Annotated in this window: 17 protein-coding genes and 2 pseudogenes; 9 read left to right on the top strand and 10 right to left on the bottom strand. The window is 68.9% G+C overall.

The genetic code is table 11. From position 1 onward, the window contains the following. The first annotated feature begins 83 nt into the window (after positions 1-83). Positions 84-1,658, top strand: coding sequence for an acyl CoA:acetate/3-ketoacid CoA transferase (locus tag LRS03_RS20260; protein WP_257827754.1), 1,575 nt, complete (start codon positions 84-86; stop codon positions 1,656-1,658). Between the two features lie 7 nt (positions 1,659-1,665). Here LRS03_RS20260 and LRS03_RS20255 read toward each other — a convergent pair whose 3' ends face one another. Further along, positions 1,666-4,119, bottom strand: coding sequence for a DUF6351 family protein (locus tag LRS03_RS20255; RefSeq protein ID WP_257827753.1), 2,454 nt, complete (start codon positions 4,117-4,119; stop codon positions 1,666-1,668). A gap of 336 nt (positions 4,120-4,455) precedes the next feature. Between LRS03_RS20255 and LRS03_RS20250 the strand changes: the two genes are divergently transcribed. After that, positions 4,456-6,159 (top strand): tannase/feruloyl esterase family alpha/beta hydrolase, encoded by a 1,704-nt coding sequence (locus LRS03_RS20250; RefSeq protein ID WP_257827750.1) that lies wholly within the window; start codon positions 4,456-4,458, stop codon positions 6,157-6,159. Positions 6,160-6,224: 65 nt separating this feature from the next. On the opposite strand, the gene LRS03_RS20245 is transcribed toward LRS03_RS20250, so the two are convergent. Continuing rightward, positions 6,225-6,494: a TFIIB-type zinc ribbon-containing protein gene (locus LRS03_RS20245; protein WP_257827749.1), complete on the bottom strand. Its 270-nt coding sequence runs from the start codon at positions 6,492-6,494 to the stop codon at positions 6,225-6,227. Between the two features lie 79 nt (positions 6,495-6,573). Next, the gene (locus tag LRS03_RS20240) at positions 6,574-8,127 is read right to left on the bottom strand and encodes a methyl-accepting chemotaxis protein (RefSeq protein WP_257827748.1); all 1,554 of its coding nucleotides are present in this window, start codon (positions 8,125-8,127) and stop codon (positions 6,574-6,576) included. Between the two features lie 160 nt (positions 8,128-8,287). On the opposite strand from LRS03_RS20240, the gene LRS03_RS20235 reads away from it, so the two are divergent. The 3 genes from LRS03_RS20235 (at position 8,288) to LRS03_RS20225 (ending at position 11,056) form a co-directional block, all read left to right on the top strand. After that, positions 8,288-9,280: an SDR family NAD(P)-dependent oxidoreductase gene (locus LRS03_RS20235; protein WP_257827747.1), complete on the top strand. Its 993-nt coding sequence runs from the start codon at positions 8,288-8,290 to the stop codon at positions 9,278-9,280. A gap of 118 nt (positions 9,281-9,398) precedes the next feature. Then, complete coding sequence (locus LRS03_RS20230) at positions 9,399-10,019, top strand: hypothetical protein (protein ID WP_257827746.1); 621 nt, start codon at positions 9,399-9,401, stop codon at positions 10,017-10,019. Then, the gene (locus LRS03_RS20225) at positions 10,016-11,056 is read left to right on the top strand and encodes a S1C family serine protease (protein ID WP_257827745.1); all 1,041 of its coding nucleotides are present in this window, start codon (positions 10,016-10,018) and stop codon (positions 11,054-11,056) included. Before LRS03_RS20230 ends, LRS03_RS20225 begins: the two co-directional genes overlap by 4 nt. 15 nt (positions 11,057-11,071) lie before the next feature. On the opposite strand, the gene LRS03_RS20220 is transcribed toward LRS03_RS20225, so the two are convergent. The 4 genes and pseudogenes from LRS03_RS20220 to LRS03_RS20205 all read right to left on the bottom strand — a co-directional run bounded on the left by LRS03_RS20220 (position 11,072) and on the right by LRS03_RS20205 (position 16,324). Next, positions 11,072-11,953: a lysophospholipase gene (locus LRS03_RS20220; protein ID WP_257827744.1), complete on the bottom strand. Its 882-nt coding sequence runs from the start codon at positions 11,951-11,953 to the stop codon at positions 11,072-11,074. A 7-nt stretch (positions 11,954-11,960) separates the two neighbouring features. Next, on the bottom strand, positions 11,961-12,929 hold the full coding sequence (locus tag LRS03_RS20215; protein WP_257827743.1) for an AEC family transporter: 969 nt from the start codon (positions 12,927-12,929) through the stop codon (positions 11,961-11,963). Between the two features lie 85 nt (positions 12,930-13,014). Further along, on the bottom strand, positions 13,015-13,599 hold the full coding sequence (locus LRS03_RS20210; protein WP_257827742.1) for an outer membrane beta-barrel protein: 585 nt from the start codon (positions 13,597-13,599) through the stop codon (positions 13,015-13,017). Positions 13,600-13,653: 54 nt separating this feature from the next. Then, positions 13,654-16,324 (bottom strand): annotated as a pseudogene (locus tag LRS03_RS20205) (DNA topoisomerase III). Positions 16,325-16,459: 135 nt separating this feature from the next. On the opposite strand from LRS03_RS20205, the gene LRS03_RS20200 reads away from it, so the two are divergent. From LRS03_RS20200 to LRS03_RS20190, 3 genes are read left to right on the top strand one after another with little or no spacing between them, the layout of a single operon-like run. Then, positions 16,460-16,960, top strand: coding sequence for an SET domain-containing protein (locus LRS03_RS20200; RefSeq protein ID WP_257827741.1), 501 nt, complete (start codon positions 16,460-16,462; stop codon positions 16,958-16,960). Between the two features lie 13 nt (positions 16,961-16,973). Next, on the top strand, positions 16,974-17,885 hold the full coding sequence (locus LRS03_RS20195; protein ID WP_257827740.1) for a biotin--[acetyl-CoA-carboxylase] ligase: 912 nt from the start codon (positions 16,974-16,976) through the stop codon (positions 17,883-17,885). Then, complete coding sequence (locus LRS03_RS20190) at positions 17,885-18,553, top strand: hypothetical protein (RefSeq protein ID WP_257827739.1); 669 nt, start codon at positions 17,885-17,887, stop codon at positions 18,551-18,553. Before LRS03_RS20195 ends, LRS03_RS20190 begins: the two co-directional genes overlap by 1 nt. Here LRS03_RS20190 and LRS03_RS20185 read toward each other — a convergent pair. Then, positions 18,531-19,346 carry a S8 family serine peptidase gene (locus LRS03_RS20185; protein WP_257827738.1) on the bottom strand — a complete coding sequence of 272 codons (816 nt, stop codon included), beginning with the start codon at positions 19,344-19,346 and terminating at the stop codon, positions 18,531-18,533. The two genes, LRS03_RS20190 and LRS03_RS20185, sit on opposite strands and share 23 nt — an antisense overlap. Continuing rightward, positions 19,330-19,584 (bottom strand): annotated as a pseudogene (locus tag LRS03_RS26955) (S8 family serine peptidase); the annotation flags it as partial. The pseudogene LRS03_RS26955 and the gene LRS03_RS20185, both read right to left, overlap by 17 nt. A gap of 267 nt (positions 19,585-19,851) precedes the next feature. Between LRS03_RS26955 and LRS03_RS20175 the strand changes: the two are divergent. Then, entirely contained in the window at positions 19,852-20,073 is a 222-nt protein-coding gene (locus tag LRS03_RS20175; protein WP_257827737.1) for a hypothetical protein, read from the top strand. 133 nt (positions 20,074-20,206) lie between these two features. Here LRS03_RS20175 and LRS03_RS20170 read toward each other — a convergent pair whose 3' ends face one another. Beyond that, on the bottom strand, positions 20,207-22,213 hold the full coding sequence (locus tag LRS03_RS20170; RefSeq protein ID WP_308296449.1) for a S8 family peptidase: 2,007 nt from the start codon (positions 22,211-22,213) through the stop codon (positions 20,207-20,209). Between the last annotated feature and the right edge of the window lie 77 nt (positions 22,214-22,290).

Here is a 22,290-nt window from a genome sequence, read left to right as displayed (position 1 = left end):
CCCTAGTGTTTACCCTAGGATTGTGCGTTATATAGTTCAATAACATAAACATTTACCCACCCTGCGCACCCAAGGACGACCCCATGAGCAAACTGATCGACGCAAAGGCCGCGGCCGGCCTGATCCCCGATGGCGCCACGGTGTGGCTGGGTGGCCTGGCGATGATGGGTTTCGCTGAAGAGATCGCGAAAGCGATCGAGGCGCGTTACCTGGAGAGCGGCCACCCGAAGAACATCACCACCTGGGCCTCGGGCGCGATCGGCAACGCGAAGGATGGCGGCATGGTGCATTTCGCCCACCCCGGCCTGCTCAAGCGCATGATCGCCGGCCACTACGGGCAATGCGGCGCCAACCTGATGAAGATGGTGATGGCCGGCGAGATCGAGGCCTACAACTTCCCGCAGGGCTCGCTCGCCAACCTGCCCAAGCACATCGCGGCGCGCACGCCGGGCTTGCTGACCAAGGTCGGTCTGGGCACCTTCGTCGACCCTCGCATCGAGGGCGGCAAGATGAACGCCGCCACCACCGTGAGCCTGAACGAAGTGGTGCAGTTCGCCGGTGAAGAGTGGCTCTTCTACCCGTCGCCCAAGGTCGACGTGGCACTGATCCGCGCCACGCTCGCCGACGAGAAGGGCAACCTCTCGATGGACAAGGAAGGCGTGCTGCTCGAAACCCTCTCGGTCGCGCAGGCGGTGAAGGCCAACGGCGGCATCGTGATCGCACAGGTCGAGCGCATCGTGAAGGCGGGCTCGCTGCACCCGAAGTCGGTGAAGGTGCCGGGCCTCGTCGTCGACCACGTGGTGATCGGCAAGCCCGAGAACCACATGCAGACCATCAGCACGCAGTACAACCCGGCGCTGGCCGGTGACATCCGCGTGCCGGTGAGCGCCATGAAGCCGATGCCGCTCGATGCGCGCAAGGTGATCGCCCGCCGCGCCGCCGCCGAGCTGATCGAGGGCGCAGTGGTGAACCTCGGGATTGGCGTGCCGGCGGGCGTGCCGGCGGTGGCCCATGAAGAAGGCCTGGGCGATGCCTTCGAGCTGTCAGTCGAGTCCGGCGTCAACGGCGGCGTGCCGCAGATGGGCGGCGACTTCGCGCTCTCGCTCAACGCCGAGTCGATCATCGAGCAGCCGCTGCAGTTCAACTTCTACGACGGCGGCGGCATCGACGTGAGCTGCCTGGGCCTCGCGCAGGCCGATGCGAGCGGCAACGTCAACGTCAGCAAGTTCAGCGGCCGGCCGGTGGGCTGCGGCGGCTTCATCAACATCACGCAGAGTGCGAAAAAGCTCGTCTTCTGCGGCACCTTCACCGCCGACGGGCTGGAGCTTCAGATCGGCGGCGGCCTGCTCAAGGTGACGAAGGAAGGCGCGCACCGCAAGTTCATCTCGCAGGTCGAGCAGATCACCTTCAGCGGCCCGGGCTCGGTGCAGCGCGATCAGACGGTGCTCTTCATCACCGAGCGCGCGGTGTTCCACCTCACCGCCGACGGCCTGGAGCTGACCGAGGTTGCGCCCGGCATCGACCTCGAGCGCGACGTACTCGCGCACATGGACTTCAAGCCGGTGATGAAGAACGTGCGCACCATGGACCCGGGGATCTTCCAGGAAACATGGGGCGGCCTGGCGGATGCGATGCGGCATGCCAGGCCGCTGAAGTGACGCGCGCTCAGTGGTGGTGCTTGCGGGGCCGGGCTTGGTCGGGCCGGCTGTAGTCGCACACCCCCTCCGGGAAGATCTGCTTGAGCTTCGCCACCGCCTCCGCGTTGGGCATCCACGGCGCATAGGTGCCGTCGACCAACGCACGCTCGACCGGCTTGAGCGCGCACTGGTAGATCCCGCCTTCGATCGGCGCGCCGGCCACGGTGCGTGAGGTGCCGTAGAGCGGGAAGCGCTGCGTGCACGGGCCCGGGGGCAAGCTGTCGAGGATGCCGTTCCACGCGTCGTCACCGGCGTAGATGAGCTGGCCGTGCACGTCGAAGCAGCTGTCGACCGCCCGCGCGGGCCGGTTGCGGGCGATGCCCTTCTTCGGGTTGGCGCGGATGTTGGCCATCCACTCGTCCATCACCGCAATCGCCTCCATCGACTGGCTCGCCTTCGGCTGGCCGGGCATGGTGTCGGTGAACCAGATCACCAGGTGGTCGGCGCGGCCCATCTTTTCCAGCACACGCTTTCGCACCGCGAACGACTGGTGCGAGTTGTGCATGTCGGCTTCGCGCTCCATGTACTGGCGGTGGTCGATGGTGGGCAGCGAGAGCTCGCCATCGAACACATGGCCCGAGGTGTAGGCCGCACGTGTGGCGATCGGGTCGCCCTTCGTGCGCGGCGCCCGCTGGTCGGGCGCGGGGCTCAAGCGCATGTTGCGGCGGCTCCACGGGTCGAAGTAACCCGGCTCGGTGAGCGCACGGTTGATCTCGGCCTGCGAGGTGCCGAAGAAGGGGAAGCCCTCCTGCACCATGTCGCTCGGGTGCTTCCAGCCTCCGACCTTGAAGTTGAGGTCGAGGAACTCGTCGGGCGTGATCCTGCCGTCCTTCAGCGAGCGCAGGCCGTACTGCACGCCGACGTTGTCCCAGGTCGGGCGGGCCGCGCCGGTGGCGTCGACGCCGTAGACGTTGCGCAGGTCGTCGTAGTGCGTCCAGCGGATGGCGGCGATGGCGCTCTGCGGCTCGTAGAGCTGCTGGTTCGGCGCCTGCCCGTACCAGGGGTTCATCGCCAGCGGCGTGAGGCCGCGCCAGGCCGGCACGCACTCGGTGGTGCCCGGCGCCGTGCTGTAGCCGAGCGCGGTCTTGAGCGGCGCGAGCGCATCGTTGACACGCGCGAAGCCTTCCTCGGCGTTGAAGCCGACGAGCCAGCTGCGGTTCTTCGTGACGCGCCACTTCGGATTGGTGCGGTCGGTCGCGTCCATGTAGTGCTCGAGCAGCTCGCAGTCGCCCACGTGGATGGTCTGCGTGACCATGTCGGGGTACGACTGCACCGGCAGCGCGGCGTCGAGGATGCCCGGCTGGTTCTGCTGCAGGATGTATTGCTGGATCGCACCGCCCGAGCCGCCCAGGCCGTAGGTGTAGAGCGGCACGCCGTAGCGCTCGACGAAGCGCTCCTTGGTCATCATCGCGGTCTCGGCGGCCAGCCGCAGGTTGTAGTGCGTGCCGGTGTTGTTGCCGCTCGAATGCACGATGGCCGTGCCGGTGCGCAGGATGTCGGCGTTCATCGCGCCGCCATGCAGCGTGCCCTGCGTGTGGCCCACCGCCACGCCGCCCTGGAACCAGTACTGCAGCCGCTTGTTCCACAGGCTCAGGTCGGGCGAGGCGGGGTTCTCGCCGCGCAGGGCGAGCATCGCGAAGCTGTAGAGGAAGCGGTTGATGGTGCCGCGCTCCTGGCGCACGATGAAGTCGACCTCGCGTCCGTCGGCGAGCGTGGTCTTCGCCATGTCGGCGGGCGTGGAGCCGTCGGTGGGCAGCGGGCGCCACTGGTTGGCGGTGCTGCGGTACACGTAGCTGACGAAGGTCTCGATCGAGCAGGTCTTGCTGTAGCCGATGCGTGCGCCGCTCGCGTCGAACACCGGGAAGCCAGGGCCTGTGGCCGACTCGACCAGCGGCTGCCGGCCCACCGCGCCTTGCGTGGTGGTGCAGACGAAGGGCTCCTGCTGCGGGCCCGAGAAGATGGGGCCGGTGATGGGGTGGTTGGTGAGCACGAGGCGGTCGCGCAGCAACGAGCCCAGCACCTTGTGCCGCACCTCCAGCACGTTGCGGCCTTCCACCAGGCCGGTGACCACGCCTTCCAGGCCCTCGGCGGTGGGCGCGAGCACGCCGCGCACGCGCTTGCCGTTGACCCACAGGTCCAGCTTGTCGCGCAGCCCCGCGGGCGCGCGCACCGCGATGCGCGCATCGCCGCCCGACACGTATTGCGGCGGACTGGAGAGCACGGTCAGCTCGACCGGCCCGTGGCGGTCGCTGCCGTGGTTGCCGCGCTCGCCGTCGCGCGCATCCGATCCTGCGGACTGCGCCGTCTCGCGCGCACCGTCATCGCTGTCGCTGGCCTCACGGCCCCCATCACTGCCGCCACCACATGCGGCCAGCAGGAACACGCTGGCGGCAGAGACGGCCTGAACCTTCCAGGTCTTCATGGTGCTGTCTCCTTCGGCCCGGTCGGGCCTTGTTGGTTGTTTGGTCTTTGAACTTAGCCGCACGGGAGACGGCGGCCTACCGGTATTACGCGGGGGGCCCGGAAGCACTGTCGACCCATAAGCAATAAAGCGGCGGGCATCCAAAACATTCCGCTCTGCGCGCAGGGCTCCTGGTTATCGCACGGACCTACGCCGACTGCGGGATAGCCCGCAAACGGCACACCCTCCAATTACTTAAATTCAATAAGCAATTCGGCAAGATGTCGCCACGCCGGAACGCACGCCTTAGGGACTTCCGAGCTGCCACACAGAGCGGCCATCGCCAGGAGACATCGCATGCACGCACCACGACTTTCACCAGCCGCGCTGGCGGCCACCACCTTGCTCGCCGCACTCGCCGGCTGTGGCGGCAACGACGACGAACCGGCCGGCTTGCCGCGCCTCGCCGCCGCCACGCCGGCCACGCTGAGCGGCACCTGCGCCGACCTCGCGTCGCGCCTCACGTTCGCCAACACGACCATCACCTCCACCACCGACGTGCCCGCCGGCACGCTGACGGTGGGCGGCCAGCCGATCGCGCAGCACTGTCGCGTGGTCGGCTCGATGTACCCGCGCACCAGCAGCGTCGACAACAACGCCTACGCGATCGGCTTCGAGATGCGCCTGCCGAACAACTGGAACGGCCGATTCTTCTACCAGGCCAACGGCGGCATCGACGGCAACGTCGTCACCGCCACCGGCGCGGTCAACGGGGGCGCCGGCCTCACGAATGCGCTGCACATGGGCTTTGCGGTGATCAGCTCCGACGCCGGCCACAGCGCCGCGCTCGGCCCCAACTTCGGCATCGACCCGCAGGCCCGCCTCGACTACGGCTACCAGGCGGTGCAGAAGCTCACGCCCATGGCCAAGAGCCTGATCCAGACCGCCTACGGCAAGCAGCCTGACCGCTCCTACATCGGCGGCTGCTCCAACGGTGGGCGCCACACCATGGTGGCGATGAGCCGCTTCGCCGAGCAGTACGACGGCTTCCTCGCCGGCGCACCAGGCTACAACCTTCCCAAAGCGGCGATTGCCAACATCTTCGGTGCGCAGCGATATGCGTTGATCGACCCGGCCAACCTTGCCAACGCCTTCACCGCCGCCGAGCGCACCACCGTCGCCAACGCGGTGCTCGCCCGCTGCGACGCGCTCGACGGCGCCACCGACGGCCTGGTGCAGGACGTGGAAGCCTGCCGCACCGCCTTCAACTTCGCGACCGACGTGCCCACCTGCACCGGCGCCCGCGACGGCAGCTGCCTCACCACCTCGCAGAAGGTCGCCATCGCGCCGATCTTCAGTGGCGCGACGACCAGCACCGGCCGTTCGTTCTACGCGAGCTTCCCCTACGACCCGGGCATCGCGAGTGGCGGCATTCCGTTCTGGGAGTTCACCGCCCCGGTGCTGCTCGACACCGGCGGCGTCGCCCAGATCTGGAAGGTGCCGCCCGAGCCCGTGGCCGGCTTCAACGGCGCGGCCTTCGCGCTCAACTTGAACATCGACCTCGCACTGCAGTGGATCGAGACGACGAACGCAACCTACACCGAGTCGGCGATGAGCTTCATGACGCCGCCCAACCCGACGCAGCTCTCCACGCTGAAGAACCGTGGTGCGAAGGTGATGGTCTACCACGGCGTGGCCGACCCGATCTTCTCGGTGGATGACACCAAGGCCTGGTACGACGGCGTGCGCGGCCGCAACGGCGGTGACGCGAGCGACTTCGCGAAGTTCTACCGCGTGCCCGGCATGGCGCACTGCTCGGGCGGCCCGTCCACCGACCAGTTCGACATGCTGACGCCGCTGGTGGCGTGGGTCGAGCAGGGCACCGTGCCCGAAGCGGTGACCGCCACCGCCCGCGGCACCGGCAACGCCGCCGGCGCCAACCTCGAAGTGCCGACCGCCTGGGGTGCCAGCCGCACCCGGCCGCTGTGCCCCTACCCCAAGGTGGCGCGCTACAACGGCACCGGCGATGTGAACCTGGCGGCCAGCTTCAGCTGCCAGTGACACGCGCCTGACGGCACACGGCCGGCGCCTCGCGGCAGCCGGCCGGGCTCAGCCGGGCAGGCGGCTCAATCGAAGATGTCGGACAGCCACGACTTGCGGCGCGGGTAGCCGCCGTGGCCGTGCTTGCGGAAGTCGGAGTCCTCGAACTCCGGCCGGCGCACCGGCTGCACGGCCGCGGGCTGCGGCGGCGCTGCTTCCCGCGCCGAGCGTTCGATCAGCTTGTCCAACTCGCCACGGTCGAGCCAGACACCGCGGCACTGCGGGCAGTAGTCGATCTCGACGCCTTGCCGGTCGGTCATGGCGAGCGTTGCATCGGGGCAGGACGGGCATTTCATCGGGTCGTCTTTCGCGTGGTGGAAACCCGCTTGGTGACCCGATCGGCGCCGCGAGTTCCGGCGCGTCGCCAGAGAATCTTCAGGCTCGCGCCAGCGCCGCCGCCGGCACCGCGGTGGCGGCACTGCCGACACCCGACCCGTCGGTCCTGTTGACGCTGCACATCACCACCAGCTCAGCGCCCACCGGCATCACGTAGGCCATCTTCTCGACCGGCACCTTCGTCTGCGGGTGCAGGCTCCTGAACTCGATCCAGCCGCCGCCGGCATCGGCCGCGGCAAAGGTCTTGGCGTTCAGCTCGTCGATGTTGACGCCGGGCGCGGCCACAGCGGGTTTGTCGGCCTTGCTCGGGTCCATGCCGAAGGCGCGGAAATAGCCCTTGCGGTCGAGCACGATGATGAAGAGGTCGCGGTCGACGAAGCCACCGTCGCGGGTGTGGAAACGCGCCACCGCCGTCTGCAGGCCGCTGCTGGCGATCAGGGACGCGGCCTTCTCCACCAGCGCACGCGCTTCGTCGGCACAGCCCTGACGCAGCTTCATCGTGCCCACGCTCGCCGACAGCTGGCGCGCCTGCTCGCGCAGGCGCTCGGCCGATTTCACCGAGCTGTCGACCATGCGGGCGTTGCTCTGGGTGATGCCGTCCAGACTCTGCACCGAATGCTCCATGCCCTGCAGGCCGCTCTGCTGCGCGGCGCTCGATTCGGAGATCACGCGCGCCTTGTCGGCCACCTGCGCAATGCCGCGCATCACCGACTGCAGCGACTGGCTGGCCTCGCGGATGCGCGACATGCTCGTCGTCACCTCGGCGGCCGAGCCCTCGATCAGCACCTTCACCTCGGTGGCCGCCTGCGCGCAGCGCTGCGCGAGCGTGCGCACCTCGCTCGCCACCACCGCGAAGCCGCGCCCCGCCTCGCCGGCACGCGCCGCTTCCACCGCGGCGTTGAGCGCGAGGATGTTGGTCTGGAAGGCGATGCCGTTGATGACGCCGATGATGTCGGTCATCTGGCCCGAGCGCTGCTCCAGGCCCTGCATCGACTGCACGGCCGAGGCCACGATCGCCGTGCCGCCTTCGGCTGCATGGCGCACGCTGGCGGCCAGGCCGTCGGCCTCTTGCGCATCGCTCGCGTTGACCTGCACGGTGGTCACGAGCGAGGCCATGCTCTCCGACGTCTGGTGCAGGCTCTTCGCCTGCGCTTCGGTGCGGTCGTGCAGCTCGTGCGCGCTCAGCGAGAGGCGGTCGCCGGCCATCGCCACCAGTTGCGCCTCGCTGCGGATGGTGGACACGAGCTGCGAGAAGCGGCGCGTCATCGCCTCCATGTCACGCGCCATGTCGGCCAGTTCGTCGCGACCAGGCAGCACACGCGACTGCGTGAGGTCGCCGGCGCAGAGCGCTTTCACCATCTCGTCGAGCGCACGCAGTGCGTGGCTCAGGCTGAAGTGGAAACACAGCGCCACATAGACCCACAGTGCGGCCGCCGCCGCGGCGAACGGCCGCGCGGCGGCACCACCGACCAGCAGCAGCACCGCCACCGCGACCAGCGGCGCGGCGAGCAGTGCCAGCTTGCCGGGCAGGCGCAGCCGCTGCATTGCAGCAATGCCGGGTCGCCACCACCAGGACAGGAAACGAGAGCGCATGCGGACCTCCGTCTGGGCCAGGTTCATCCGCTCGTTATCGGCGCCGCCTCCCCCGAACTGAATGCCGCCCCCGCGTTCCTGGTGCGGCTATCGGAACACCCGCGCGCCTGGCGAGCGGTAGAGTCGATTCACGCCACAAACGACACACCAGGAGAGGCCCATGAGCATCGACGCCCCCACCTCACGCATCACCTCGCGCTTCAACCGCAAGAGCACCGCCCTCGACGTGGTGGAAGGCCTCTCGCTCGCCGGCCGCCACATCCTCGTGACCGGCGGTGCCGCGGGGCTGGGGCTGGAGACCTCGCGTGCCCTGGCGCGCGCCGGTGCGAGCCTCACCCTCGCGGTGCGCGACATGGCCCAGGGCGACGCCGCGGCCACCGCGCTGAGCGGCGACACCGGCAACCCGAAGATCCGCGTCGCGCGGCTCGACCTGGCCGACCTGGCGAGCGTCAAACAGTTCAGCGACGACTGGCGCGCCCGCGACGAGCCGCTGCACGTGCTCATCAACAACGCCGGCATCATGGCCTGCCCGCTGACGCGCAATGCGCACGGTTGGGAGTCGCAGTTCGCCATCAACCACCTCGGCCACTTCGCGCTCACCCGCGCGCTGCTGCCGGTCCTGCTGAAGAGCGAAGCGCCGCGCGTGGTGGCCCTGAGACCGTCGGGCCACCGGCTGAGCCCGATCGTGTTCGACGACATCCATTTCGAGCGCCGCGACTACAACAAGTGGAAGGCCTACGGCCAGGCCAAGACGGCTAACGCGCTGATGGCGCTGCACCTCGACACGCTGCACGCGAAAGACGGCCTGACCGCCAACGCGGTGCACCCCGGCGGCATCCAGACCGGCCTGTCGCGCCACATCACGCGCGAAGAGATGGAGGCGATGGGCTGGGTCAAGCCCGGTGCCGAGCCCGGCTACCTGCCGCCCGGCTTCAAGACCCCCGAGCAGGGCGCGGCCACCACGGTGTGGGCCGCCACCGCGCCCGAGCTGCAGGGCCACGGCGGGCTCTACCTCGAAGACTGCAACGAGGCCGTGCCCTCGCCCGAAGGCGAACGCCGCTACGGCTACGTGCCGCACGTGCGCGACCGCGAGGCGGCGGCCAAGCTATGGGCGGTGAGCGAGGCGATGCTCGCGCAGGCCGGCTTGGCATGACGGTGTGCAGGCAGCCGCTACCACAGGATCGGACTGCCCCCAAAAAATCACACTGTGCACCGGGTGGAGAGGCCGCCAATTCGCTACGCTCTGGCTTGAAACTGCCCAAGCCCAGACCATGCCTGTCCTGCATTCGCCGCACGCCACTGTTGTCGGCGCCGCCCTCACCTGTGCCCTGATCCTCACCGGCTGCGCCTCGCCCCGCACACCCATCGCCGACTACACCCCGCCCACCAGCGGCCCGACGGCCAAGCTTGTGATGCGCGGCTATGGCGCCGATGTCTACGGCGTTTTCATCTTCGCCGACAGCACCACCTGCACGCAACAGCAGTTCGCCGGCCGAGGCCGGCGCGATGGCGAGCCGCCCAAGTCCGTGCAGATTGCCGCCAACCAGTGGGTCACCCTCGACTTCATGACCTTCGACAACACGCGCCGCACTTCCTGCCGCATACGCTGGTCGTTCCAGCCGGTCGCCGACCGCACCTACCTCGTCTCAGGCATGGCCAACACCACGCATTGCGCCGCGCGGATCTACAACGCCACCAACCCTGACGACATGAAGCTCGAGTCCACCGCCATCCAGCGCAACTCGGGCGCAACCCTCTGCATGAGCATCGCCGACGCGCAGGAACGCAAGAAGCGCCTGACCGAGGCCAACCCCGTGGCCACGAGCAGGGACGAGCCGATGCTCACCCCCGCCGCCACCGCCGATGACCTGAAAGGGCTGATCAAACCATGACCCTGCTGCCTGCCCGCGTGCACCTGGCTGCCGCGGGGTTGTTGCTCACGGTGGGCGCGGCGCACGCCCTCACACCCGCCGAAGTGTTTGCCCGCGTGTCGCCCAGCGTCTGGCGCGTGACCACCTACGACCGCGATGGCCTGCCGCTTGGACAGGGCAGCGGCGTGGTGACCGGGCCGGAAGCCGTGGTGACCAACTGCCACGTGCTGCGGCGCGCCCAGCGCGTGGCAGTGCGCCACGAGAAAACGACGATCACCGCCACCTTGTCGCATTGGGACGTGCAACGCGACGTCTGCCAGCTCAAGGCCCCGGGCCTGGTGGCACCCACCGTGACGTTTGCCGACACCGCCCGCCTGAACGTCGGGCAAGACGTCTACGCCATCGGTCACCCGAAGGGCCTGGACCTCACCATGAGCGCCGGGCTGATCTCGTCCTTCCGGCGCAACGAGAACAGCCAGCTGGTGCTGATCCAGACCTCGGCCGCCGTGTCGGCTGGCTCGAGCGGCGGTGGGCTCTTCGACAACACGGGTCGGCTGATCGGCCTCGTCACCATCGGCTCGGTCGGTGCCGACACGCAGAACCTCAACTTCGCCATCCCCGTCGACTGGGTGCGCGATCTGCCCGAGCGCCACGCCCGCCTGAACCCACCCGCCACGGCAGCCTCTGGCGCCACCGCGGCAGCGTCTGGCGCGACAACGGCAACGACAACGACATCGGCACCAGCGCCGACACCCAAACCGCGACCCACCCCGGCGAGCGGCCAGCACGAGACCGCCACCACGGCGCTCAACGACCTCAGCCGGCTGCCCTATGCCAGCGACCGCATGCGCGAGCGCTACAGCCAGTTCCTGACCCGCCCCCTGCCGCGGGCGTTCGTCATCTCGGAAAGCGGCGACTGGCGCCTGGCGTGGGGCAAGTCGAGCAGCGGATCGAGCGGCCCGCCGGCAGAGCGCGCGCTGAAGGAATGCGAGGCGCTCAAGCGCGCCCGGTGCTTCGTCTACGCCGTGGACAACGAAGTGGTGTACCAGGGGCCGTGATGCCCGGGCAGGCGCTCAGCCCGCGTCTGCCAGCACCCGCCGCACCCAGGCCACAACGTCGGCGATCACCTCGCCGCGGTTGGTCTCGTGCAGCACCTCGTGGCGCGCACCGGGGTAGACCTTGACGGTGATGTCGGTCGCCCCCGCGGAGCGGAAGCGTTCGACCAGCGGCTCGAAGTACGCGAGCTTGCGGTGCATCGCGTCTTCCGCGCCGACGAAGAAAAAGAGCGGCATCGTCGGCGGCACCACGCGGAAGGCGCCCGGCGCCGTGGTGCGCGCGTACGCCGCATACATCGACTGGCGCGACTTCACGTTGAGGCGGTGGCCGCACAGCGGGTCGGCGATGTAGGCGTCGACCTGCGCCTCGTCGCGGCTCAGCCAGTCGTAGGGCGTGCGCCGCACCTCTGCGGGCTTGGCCGACTTGTCCTGCAGCTTCCACGCCGACGCGTTGCCGGCTTCGGCCAGGTCGAGCGCCACGGTGCCGGTGAAGGCGGCGGCATCGACCCGCGCCGCATGGTCGAGCAGGTACACCTTGACCGCGAACGAACCCATGCTGTGCCCGATGAGGATCAGCGGCACGCCCGGGTGGCGCGCCCGGGCGAACTCGCTGACCCGCCCCATGTCGGCCACCAGGCCGGCGAAGCCGCGCGGCCCGAGTTCGCCTTTTTCGTGGCGGCGCAGCGCCTCTTCGCCGTGGCCACGGTGCTCGTTCGCATAGACCGCCACGCCGTGGGCGGCGAGCGCTTCGGCCAGCGCGCGGTAGCGGCGCGCATGCTCGCCCATGCCATGCGCGATCTGCACGATGCCGCACACGGGGGAGGCGCCCGTCCAGACGTGCACGTCGATCGGGTGGCCATCGTCGGCGACGAGGCAATGGGAGGTTTCGAGCACGGTCATGGCGCCGTCAACCGAGCTGCGTGACGATCCACAGCCACACCGGCGCGGTGAGCGCAAACGCAAACGTCGACACGGTGATGGTTGCGGTGGTCTCGCCTTCGAGCGTGCCGTAGCGCTGCGCGAAGATGAGCGCGTTGTTTCCGGAGGGGAGCGCCGCGGCCATCACCACCACCGACAGCGGCAGGCCCGACAGGCCGAAGCCCCAGTGCCCCACCACCAGCACCACGGCGGGCAGCAGCACCAGCTTCCACAGCGACAGGCGCAGCGCTCCGGCCAGTGAGCCTTGCAGGCCGTATTGCGCGAGCGACAGGCCGATCAGCACCAGGCACAGCGGCACCACCGCATTGCCGAACTGCAGCAGCACCTCGTCGAGCAGCGCGGGCGTGGGCGCCCCGAGCGCATTCCACAAGAGACCGGCGAGGATGGGCAGCACCACCGGGTGGATGATGGTCTTGCGGGCGGTGTCGAGCAGCATGCGGCCGATGTGCGCATCGGCATCGCCGCTGCGGGCACGTTCGCGGGCGAGGTCGAGTTCGACCAGCGCGGTGAGCACGGTCAGCAGCGTGAGTGCATGCAGGCTCACGATCGCCACGTGGATGGGCAGCCCCTGCTCGCCGAACATCGCCGCTGCCATCGGGATGCCCAGCTGCACCGTGTTGCCGAAGCTCGCGGTGATCGCGCGCACGCTCGGGCCGGCGGTGGGCAGGCCGGGCTGGCGGCGCTGCCAGAGGTAGAGGCCGACCATCAGCAGCACGATCGGCACGAAGAAGGCCGCGAGCGTGCCCCAGGGCAACGTCGCGAAGTCGATGCGCGACGTGGTGCGAAAGAGCAGCGCCGGCACGAAGATGTAGAAGGCCGCGTAGCCCAGCACGCGCGCCGGGTCGTCCTCGCCCAGCCAGCGCTTGCGCCCCGCCCAGTAGCCGATGGCCACCATCAGCAAGATGGCGACGAGCTTGAGCAGGATGACGGAATACATCGGGAGCGGTCAGCGGCGCGTGGTCAGCGCGCGGGGGCGAAGCGGTGCACGTGGCGCGCACCGTGTGCGAGGTCTCAGCAGCGGTTCAGAAGAAGTAGCCGACGATGTAGATGCCGCCGTGGTTGCCCTTGAGTTCGGGCGCACCGGGGAAGGTCTTGGAGTCGAACTTCTCCGACACGTAGCGCAGCTTGATGCCCAGGTTGCGGCCGATCGTGAACTCGCCTTCGACCACCGTGCCCCATGCGGGCTTGAAGTCTTCGCTCGGCACCGTGCCGCTCGCCGCACCCGACGAGCGCGTGCGGGCCTTGGCGGTGTAGCGCGCGCCGCCACCGACGCGGAAGGTGTCGGTGAGGCGGTAGTGGCCGAGGAATTCGGCGGGGTAGCGATCGAACTTCACGTCGCCGTTGGAGGCCGTGACGCCGTCGACGTGGTAGCCGATCAAGGCCTGCGCCGACACCAGCGGACTGAAGCTCATCTCAAGCCCGGTGGTGAATGCGATCAGGCCGCCGGCGCGCACCTTCTCGGAGTCGCCGTTGTCATAGACGACGCGTGCCACCGTGTCGCCGCCGAAGGTGAAGCCCATGCCGACGAGCGGACGCACCACCGGCTGAGCCCACACCGCCTGGGCAGCGCCCAAGGCCAGCACGGCGACCGCGAGATTCTTCTTCATGCACCACCTCCTGGATGAATCGGACAACAGGTCGCGTCGATTGTGCAGCAGCCCTCAAGCCGCCTTCTTCGGCGCGGCCTTCTTGGCCGGCGCCTTCTTGGCGACCATCTTTTTCGCCGGAGCCGCCTCCTCCGCTGCGGCCACCTTGGCGGGTGCGGCCTTGGCCGCCGCCGTCTTGGCCGGCGGCGCCTTGCCCGCGCGGGGCTGGAACTCGAAGCTCACCTTGCCTTCCTTCTTGTCGAAGGCGAGGAAGGCCTTGAACTTGCGCCGCGTCTTGTTGGAGACGAAGTTCTCCAGCAGGTCGGTCTTGCCGGTGGCGAGCAGCTTGGTCATCTGCTCGCGCGCCACCGGCTGCTGCAGGATGATCTTGCCGCTCTTGAAGTCGCAGGTGACGTTGGCGCCGACCGCGTGCTCGCAGACGTAGCTCGTGCCGTGTTCGTACACGCGGCCCTGGTCCTTCGGGCAATGGCCGAGCGGCTCCTGACCGGAGAAGTCGACCGGCTCTCCGGACTCCCCTTCCTTCTTCGCGTCTTCGCCGAAATCGAACTCGAGCTTCCAGTTCTTGATCTCGTCGTCGAACACCAGCTTGAGACTCGGCGGTGAACGGCCAACCCGCCTTGGAGCGGAAGCCTTCAAGCGGACCGATCTTCTTGTTCACCAAGAAGTCTTCGACCTCGTGCAGCTCGAAGCTGCGTCCACCGGGGATCTTGCCGATGGAGAAGCCGCAGCCTTCGCCATCACCCGACTTGCCGGTGCAGGTGAAGCGACGGTAGTTCTCCTTCACCACGCCGCCGCAGTTGGGGCAGGGCGCCTTGAGCGTGGCGTAATCGCCGGGAATGGTGTCGCGGTCGTATTCCTTGGCCTTGGCGACGATGCGCTGCGTCATGGCCGCGATCTCGGCCATGAATTTGTCGCGGCTCAGCTTGCCCTTCTCCATCTCGGACAGCTGGAACTCCCAGTTGCCGGTGAGTTCGGGCTTGGTCAGGTCTTCCACGCCCAGGCCGCGCAGCAGCGTGGCGAGCTGGAAGGCCTTGGCGGTCGGGACCAGCTCGCGCCCGTCGCGGTGGATGTACTTCTCGAGGATCAGGCCTTCGATGATGGCCGCGCGTGTGGCCGGGGTGCCCAGGCCCTTCTCCTGCATGGCTTCGCGCAGCTCGTCGTCGTCGATCAGCTTGCCGGCGCCTTCCATCGCCGAGAGCAGGGTGGCTTCGGTGTAGCGCGCGGGCGGCTTGGTCTTGAGCGCGTTGACATCGACCGCCTCGGTGCGCACCACCTCGCCCGGCGCTACCGCCACGAGGTTGGCGTCGTCTTCCTGCGCCTCGCGGCCGTACACCGCCAGCCAGCCCGGCTTGACCATCACCTTGCCGTTGGTCTGGAAGCTGTGGCTCTTGCCACCGGCCTCGACCGTGCTGATGCGGGTCGTGACCTGGAACTCCGCCGGCGGGAAGAACACCGCGAGGAAACGCTTGACCACCATGTCGTAGAGCTTGGCCTCGACCTCGGTGAGGCTCTTGGGCGCGACGAGCGTCGGGATGATGGCGAAGTGGTCCGACACCTTGGTGTTGTCGAAGATGCGTTTGTTGGGTTTGACGTAACCCTCCTTGATCGCCTTCTTCGCATGCGTCGACAGCGCCTTGAGCGGGCCGGGCATGTCTTCGGTTGCAATCATCTCCATGGTGTTCTTCACCACGGCCACGTAGTCCTCGGGCAGGTGCTTGCTGTCGGTCCGCGGGTAGGTCAGCGCCTTGTGCTTTTCGTACAGCGCCTGCGCGATGCTGAGCGTGGTCTTGGCCGAGAAGCCGAAGCGCGAATTGGCCTCGCGCTGCAGTGTGGTCAGGTCATACAAGCCCGGCGAGCTTTGCGTGCTGGGCTTGCTCTCTTCCGTCACGGTGGCGGGCTGGCCACGCACCGCCTCGGCGATCGCCTGCGCGGTCTTCGCGTCCCACACGCGGTCGGCACGCAGTTCGGCGTCGTCGGCGTTCTTCTTCCACTTGGGATCAAACCACTTGCCTTCGTACTCGCCGGCCTGGGCGGCGAAGCTTGCCTTGATTTCCCAGTAGTCGCGCGCCACGTGCTTGCGGATCTTTTCCTCGCGCTCGACCACGATGCTGAGCGTGGGCGTCTGCACGCGGCCGACGGTGGTGAGGAAGAAGCCACCGTCGCGCGAGTTGAAGGCGGTCATCGCGCGGGTGCCGTTGATGCCCACCAGCCAGTCGGCTTCCGAGCGGCTGCGCGCGGCTTCGGCCAGGCCCTGCAGTTCCTTGTCGGAGCGCAGGTTCTCGAAGCCCTCGCGGATGGCCTGCGGCGTCATGCTCTGCAGCCACAGTCGCCTGACCGGGTGCTTGCTCTTCGCGTGCTGCTGGATCAGGCGGAAGATCAGCTCGCCCTCGCGCCCCGCGTCGCAGGCGTTGATGAGTTCGGTCACGTCCTTGCGCTTGACGAGCTTGACGATCGCGTTGAGCCGCCCCTTGCTCTTGTCGATCGGGTTCAGCTCGAAATGCGGCGGGATCACCGGCAGGTTGGCAAAGCTCCACTTGCCGCGCTTGACGTCGTATTCCTCCGGCGCCTTGATCTCCAGCAGGTGGCCCACCGCCGAGGTCACGATGTGGTGCTCGCCTTCGAAATACTCGTCGTGCTTGTCGAACTTGCCGGCGACCGGCGTCAGTGCGCGCACGATGTCCTGCGCGACCGACGGCTTCTCCGCAATGATCAAAGACTTGCTCATGGCTCTTTCTGTGTTCTGGATGCCGGGGTCGCCGGCGCTCTCTCTACAATCCGGGCTCTCGCGCGCATGCGTGCGCACATGTACGCGCACACACGCACGCGCGCACCCATGAATTCAATGTACCCAAACAGAACGATGACGCAAGCCCGCCGCGCCGCCAGCCCCACCCTCGCCACGAAGGCGCCTTCTGGCGGCAAGCGCATCCAGGTCCGCCGCAGCGGCGTGCACGGCAAGGGCGTGTACGCCATCGCCCCCATCGCCAAGGGCGAGACCATCATCGAATACAAGGGCGAGACCATCTCCTGGCCCGAGGCGCTGCGCCGGCACCCGCACGACCCCAACGACCCGAACCACACCTTCTATTTCTCGCTCGACAGCGGCGATGCGATCGATGCCAACGTGGGCGGCAACTCGGCCCGCTGGATCAACCACGCCTGCAACCCCAACTGCGAGGCGGACGAGCAGAATGGCCGTGTGTTCATCAAGGCCTTGCGGGCCATCAAGCCGGGCGAGGAGCTGTTTTACGACTACGGCCTCACGATTGATGAGCCCTACACGGCCAAGTTGAAGAAAGAATACGAGTGCCGCTGCGGCGCGAAGAATTGCCGCGGCACCATGCTGTCGCCGAAACGCTGAAGGTCGCTGACCGATGAGCCAGAGCCACGCATTGCAATGGGGTGCCGAGTCGCTGTGGCAGCGGCTGGAGCCGCTGTTGCCCGGCCTGAGCATCGAGGTGGTGGCGCGCAGCGTCTCCACCAACAGCGCACTGCTTGAACGGGCGCGCGTGCGGGCCGAGCCGCCGACCGACGAGCTGGTGCAGGTGCGCCGCAGCGTCGAGAGCGGCGCGTTCGGCCGCCGCGCCGCTGACGTCCAGCCCTGCTTGCTGGTGGCCGAGCACCAGACCGGCGGCCGGGGCCGTCTAGGGCGCACCTGGCAATCCAGCGTCGGCGCCTCGCTGACGTTTTCTTTGTCGCTGCCGCTCAATCCGGCCGACTGGTCGGGCCTGTCGCTGGCGGTCGGCGTGGCGATCGCCGACGCGCTCGATCCCACCGGCCCGGCCCCCCGCGTGGGCCTCAAGTGGCCCAACGACCTGTGGCTGATGGACCCGCAAGCGGCGCTTGGCGCTCCACCGGGGCGCAAGCTGGGCGGCATCCTGATCGAGACGGTGACGGCCGGGCCGGTACGCCTGGCGGTGGTCGGCATCGGCCTGAACGTGTTGCCGCAGCCGCTGGAAGACCTGAGCAGCGGCTACGCCTGCCTGCAGGAACTCGACGCCGCGACCAGCGCCCCGAGCGCTCTGGCGCAGGTGGCCGAGCCGCTGGTGAGAGCGCTGAAGGCGTTCGAGCAGCACGGCTTCGCCCCGTTTGCCGAACGCTACGCCGCCCGCGACCTGTTGCGCGGCCAGGTTGTCACCACCACCCAGGCGGGCGTGCCGACCGGCGTGGCCGCCGGCATTTCGCCCAAGGGCGCGCTGCTGGTGCGTGAAGGCGAGACGCTGCACGAGGTGAGCAGCGGCGAGGTGAGCGTGCGGCTCGGTCTGAGCGCCGAGGACAGCCGCTGATGCTGCGCCTGCTGGTTGTCGTGCTGCTGCTGGCCAACCTCGCGTTCTACGCGTGGACCCAAGGCATGCTCGACAACCTGACCGGCGTGCGGGCCCAGGGCGACCGCGAGCCCGACCGGCTGACGCGCCAGGTCAAGCCCGACACCATCCGTGTGGTCCCGGCCTCGGCCGTGGCGCTCGCGGCGGCCGCCGCCGAGACCCCGCCCGCCTGCCTGGAAGCCGGGCCCTACACACCGGCGCAAATCACCGCCGCCGAAGGCGTGCTGCAAACCGTGCTGCCGGCCGGTAGCTGGGCCAGCCTGAAGACCGAATCGCCCGGCGTGTGGATCGTCTACATGGGCAAGTACCCGAACCGCGAAGCGCTGCAGAAGAAGGCCGACGAACTGAAACGCCTGAAGATCGGCTTCGAGGAGTTGCGCAACGGGCCGCCCGAGCTGGCCGACGGCCTGGCCCTCGGCCGCTACGACAACCGCGCCGCAGCCGACAAGGCGCTGGCCGAAGTCACCCAGCGCGGCGTGCGCACGGCCCGCGTGATGCCGCTGTCGGCACCCGCCGTCACCCACAGCCTGCGCGTGGAGCGGGCTGACGCAACCCTGCAGTCCCGCCTGGCCGGGCTGCGCGCCGAGGCCCTGCTCGGCAAGGCGTTCATCCCCTGCGCCCGGCCCTGATCGGCTGACGCAGCGCGGCCAGCGCCGCCACCGCGAGCGCGAGGCCCAGCAGCCACATCCACCCGAGCGCGCCGCCCCCTTCGTCGCCCGACCTGCCCGGGGAAGGCGGCGACGCGGCATACGCCAGCGCGCCCGGCGCATCGAGCACGCCGGCACCGCAGGTGCTGGTGGTGCACACGCACACGTCGGGGTTGGCCGACGAGCATGCCGGCACGCCGCTCGACGACTGCACATGCGGCAGCGCCGTCGCGCGCAGGCCGGCGATGACCTGGGCCACCGTGAGCTGCTCGTTGACGCTCAGCATCAGGCTGACCACGCCCGACACCACCGGCGTTGCGAAGCTGGTGCCGAACACGTTGCCGTAGCTGTCGGCGCCCGGCGACTGCATGCCGGTGTTGAGCAGCGTGAGCAGGCCGTCGTCGACACCCGGGTCGCCGCCGACGGTCGAGACGGTGACCTGCGGGCCGAAGTTGGAATACGAGGCCTTGAGGCCGTCGCGCGCCAAGGCGGCCACGCCGACCACGCCGCTGCAGCTCGCCGGGCGTGTCACCGCGCCTCTCTCGTTGCCGGCCGCGGCGACCACCACCACGCCCAGGCTCGCCAGCTCGTTGACCGTGCTCTGGTAAAGGCTGCCGCAGGGCGCGCTGCCGCCGAAGCTGATGTTGACGATGCGCGCCGGGTTGAGGTTGACCGGCGCCCCCCGCCACCGTGAGGCCCGCGGCCCAGCGCATGCCGTCGGTGATGTCGAGCACCGTCGCCCCGCACTTGCCCGCCACGCGCACCGGCAGCACACGCCCGTTCCAGCTGATGCCGGCCACGCCGGTGGTGTTGTTCGTGGCGGCGGCGACGATGCCGCTGATGATGGTGCCGTGCCACGAGCTGGGCTGCTCGGGGCAGTCACCGAAGGCATCGGGGTTGCCGGTGATGTCGGCCTGCGAGACCCAGTCGCCCGGGTCGGACGGGTCGGTGTCGCGGCCATTGCTGTCGTTGGCGTACTCGACGTCGGTCACGAAATCGTGGCCGGCGAGCACACGGCCGGCGAGGTCGACATGCGGGGTGATGCCGGTGTCGAGCACGGCCACCACCGCAGTCGGGCGGCCGGTCTGGCGGGCCCAGGCGGCCTGCACGCTGGGCGCGCCGAAGCTCGGCAGTTGGCCGCCGGTCGTCTCACCCGCCGGACGCAGCCACCATTGGCCAAGGTCGGTCGGCGAGACGTAGGGGAAGTAGGTGTCGTTGGGCGTGGGCAGCGCCTGCAGCAGCCGTTCGCGGGTGTTGGGCTCGACCCATTCGACATCGGGGTGGGCACGCAGGCGCGCGGCCAGGGTGTGGGCCTCTGCGTCCGAGAGACGGCGGCCGAAGTGCAGGTGCTGCGCATCGCGCCCGGCCGGTCGCGTGCGCGCTTCGGTCATGCGCTCGTGCTGCAGCAGCCGCTGCAGGCGCTCGGTGTGCGCGGCCTGGTCGGTGGCGCTCAAGCGGGCCGCGCGTTCATGCGCAGGCGCGTCTCGCAACTTGACGATTAGGCCGTCGACCGGCGCGGCGTGCGCAACGCAGGCGGTCAGTCCTACCGCCGCCAGCACCGCAAATTGCCGACCGGCCTTGCTCCAATCCCCCATGGCGCGTTCTCCTTCAAGACGGGAGCGCCGCGGGGGAGTGTCACCTCATCGCCGGCGGCGCGACACCTTCAGGGAGCAAGCGCGGTTCCGCTGGATCTGCAGGGCCAACACCGCCATCGCGAGACCGGCCAGCCAGACGAGGCCCAAGCCCCCACCGCCGCCGCCACCCCCCGCCTCCGACGGCGAGCGGCGCGGCCCCGACGGTCATCGCCTGCTCCGTGGTGGATTGGGCGCCTGTGCTGTCGGTGACGGTGACGCTGACACGGAAACGCCCTGCGGCCGTCGGGGTCACCGTCACGGTCGGCCCGGTGGTGCTCGTGCCCAGGCTGGTGACGATGCCGCCGCCGTCGACGAGGGTCCACTGGTACGTCGTGAGAGTGCGCGGGCTCACGACGTAGCTGTTGGCGACGCTCAGCGTCAGCGCCTGCGTGGCTGCCGGCGTCGCGACGCTCTGGGTGATGCGGGCCTGCAGGCCGCGCTGGGCCGCGAGCACCGCAGCATTGGTGTCGAGCATGCCGGCACCACAGGTGCTGGTGGTGCAGTAGCACTCGTCCTGGGCGGTGTTGTCGGGCGCACGGCAGGTGGTGGTGGTCAAGCCGCCGCCGGTGTTGGGGAAGACTCGCGCGCTGCCCTGCAGCGCGGCACGCACCTCGCTGACCGTCATGCTCGAGTTCACCGAGAACATCAGGCCCACAGTGCCGGCTACCAGTGGTGCCGAAAAGCTGGTGCCGACGGCGGCGTTGTCGCCGTCGGTATAGGTCGAGGTCGACGGTGTGGTCGTACCACTGTTGGTGGCCGTGATGATCGGGTACAGGCAGGTGCCGGTCGTGTTCACGCAATTGCCGCCCGGTGCCGAAATGGCGACCTCCGACCCGAGATCGGCAAAGCCCACCTTGGTGCCGACGTGGCGCAGGCCGCTGACGGCGATCACGCCGCTGCAGTTTGCGGGCGAAGACACTGCCAGGCCGCCGCTGTTGCCGGCGGACGCCACGACCACGACACCTTGGGCGATGGCTGCGGTGATCGCGTTCTGATAGGTCGTCGAGCAAGCCCCGCCGCCACCCAGGCTCATGTTGATGACCTTCGCTGGGTTGGCGTTGGCCGGCACGTTGGGAACGGACAGTCCGGCTGCCCAGCGAATCCCCGCCGCGATATCGGAGGTGTAGCCGCCACACTTGCCGAGCACCCGCACCGGCAGCACGCGCACGTTGCGCCCGACGCTGGCCATGCCGACGGCGTTGTTGGTCAGGGCTCCGACCAGGCTGGCGGTCTGCGTGCCGTGCCAGCTGCTGTTTTCCACAAAACAATCGCTGGGGTCGAAATTGCCGCTGGAGAGATCCCCGCTGCTGACCCAATCCCCCGGATCCTCGGCGTTGGCGTCGTAGCCGTTGTTGTCGTTGGCCGTCGCCAACTCCTCGGCAGTGATATTGGAAGGGTCGCCGCCGACCATGTCGTAGCCAGCCAGCAGGTTGCCAACGCCCGCCGCGAGCAGATCAGGGTGGTCGAAACGCACGCCGGTGTCGAGCACGGCCACCACTACTGTGTTGCTGCCGGGGGTGGTGTCCCACGCGGTCTCGGCGTTGATTGCCGAAACCAGCGTCGGACTCGGCGGCTTCAGATACCACTGGCCTGACACCGGCCCGCCAATGCCCAGCAGAACCGAGTTGTAGCGCGGGTCGTCGGGCGCGGCCATGCGACGCTGTCGCAGATCTGGCTCTGCATATTCGACATCGGGCTGCGCCGCCAGCCGGCGGGCCAGGTCGGCCGAGCTGATGCCGGTGGCCCTAACGACTTGGGAGCGCTCGCTCAACGCTCGGCCGGAGCTGAGGCGCAACCCCATCCGCTGCCCAAGCGCCTGTGCACGCGAGACACCGGCGGATTGAGCCTGGGGACGCTCATTCAGCAGCGCGGAGCCGGCTTTGAACTGGACGATCACCCGCGCGTTCGGCGCGGCCGCCGGCGCACTCTGCGCCTGCAGCGGCGGCGAATGAAGGCCCAGCGGTGCCAGCAAGGCGAGGGCGACCGCGGCGGGCCAGGATTTGCGCATGAAGAACTCCTGTTGGAATTTGTGCCCGCTGAGCGCCACTCCATGGATTCCCCGGCGGCCAGCGTGGCGGCAAGTGT

The organism is Rhizobacter sp. J219, assembly GCF_024700055.1.
Lineage (GTDB): Bacteria > Pseudomonadota > Gammaproteobacteria > Burkholderiales > Burkholderiaceae_C > Rhizobacter.
Note: the sequence above shows the minus strand (reverse complement) of the source record. Positions and strands in the feature narration are given on the sequence as shown.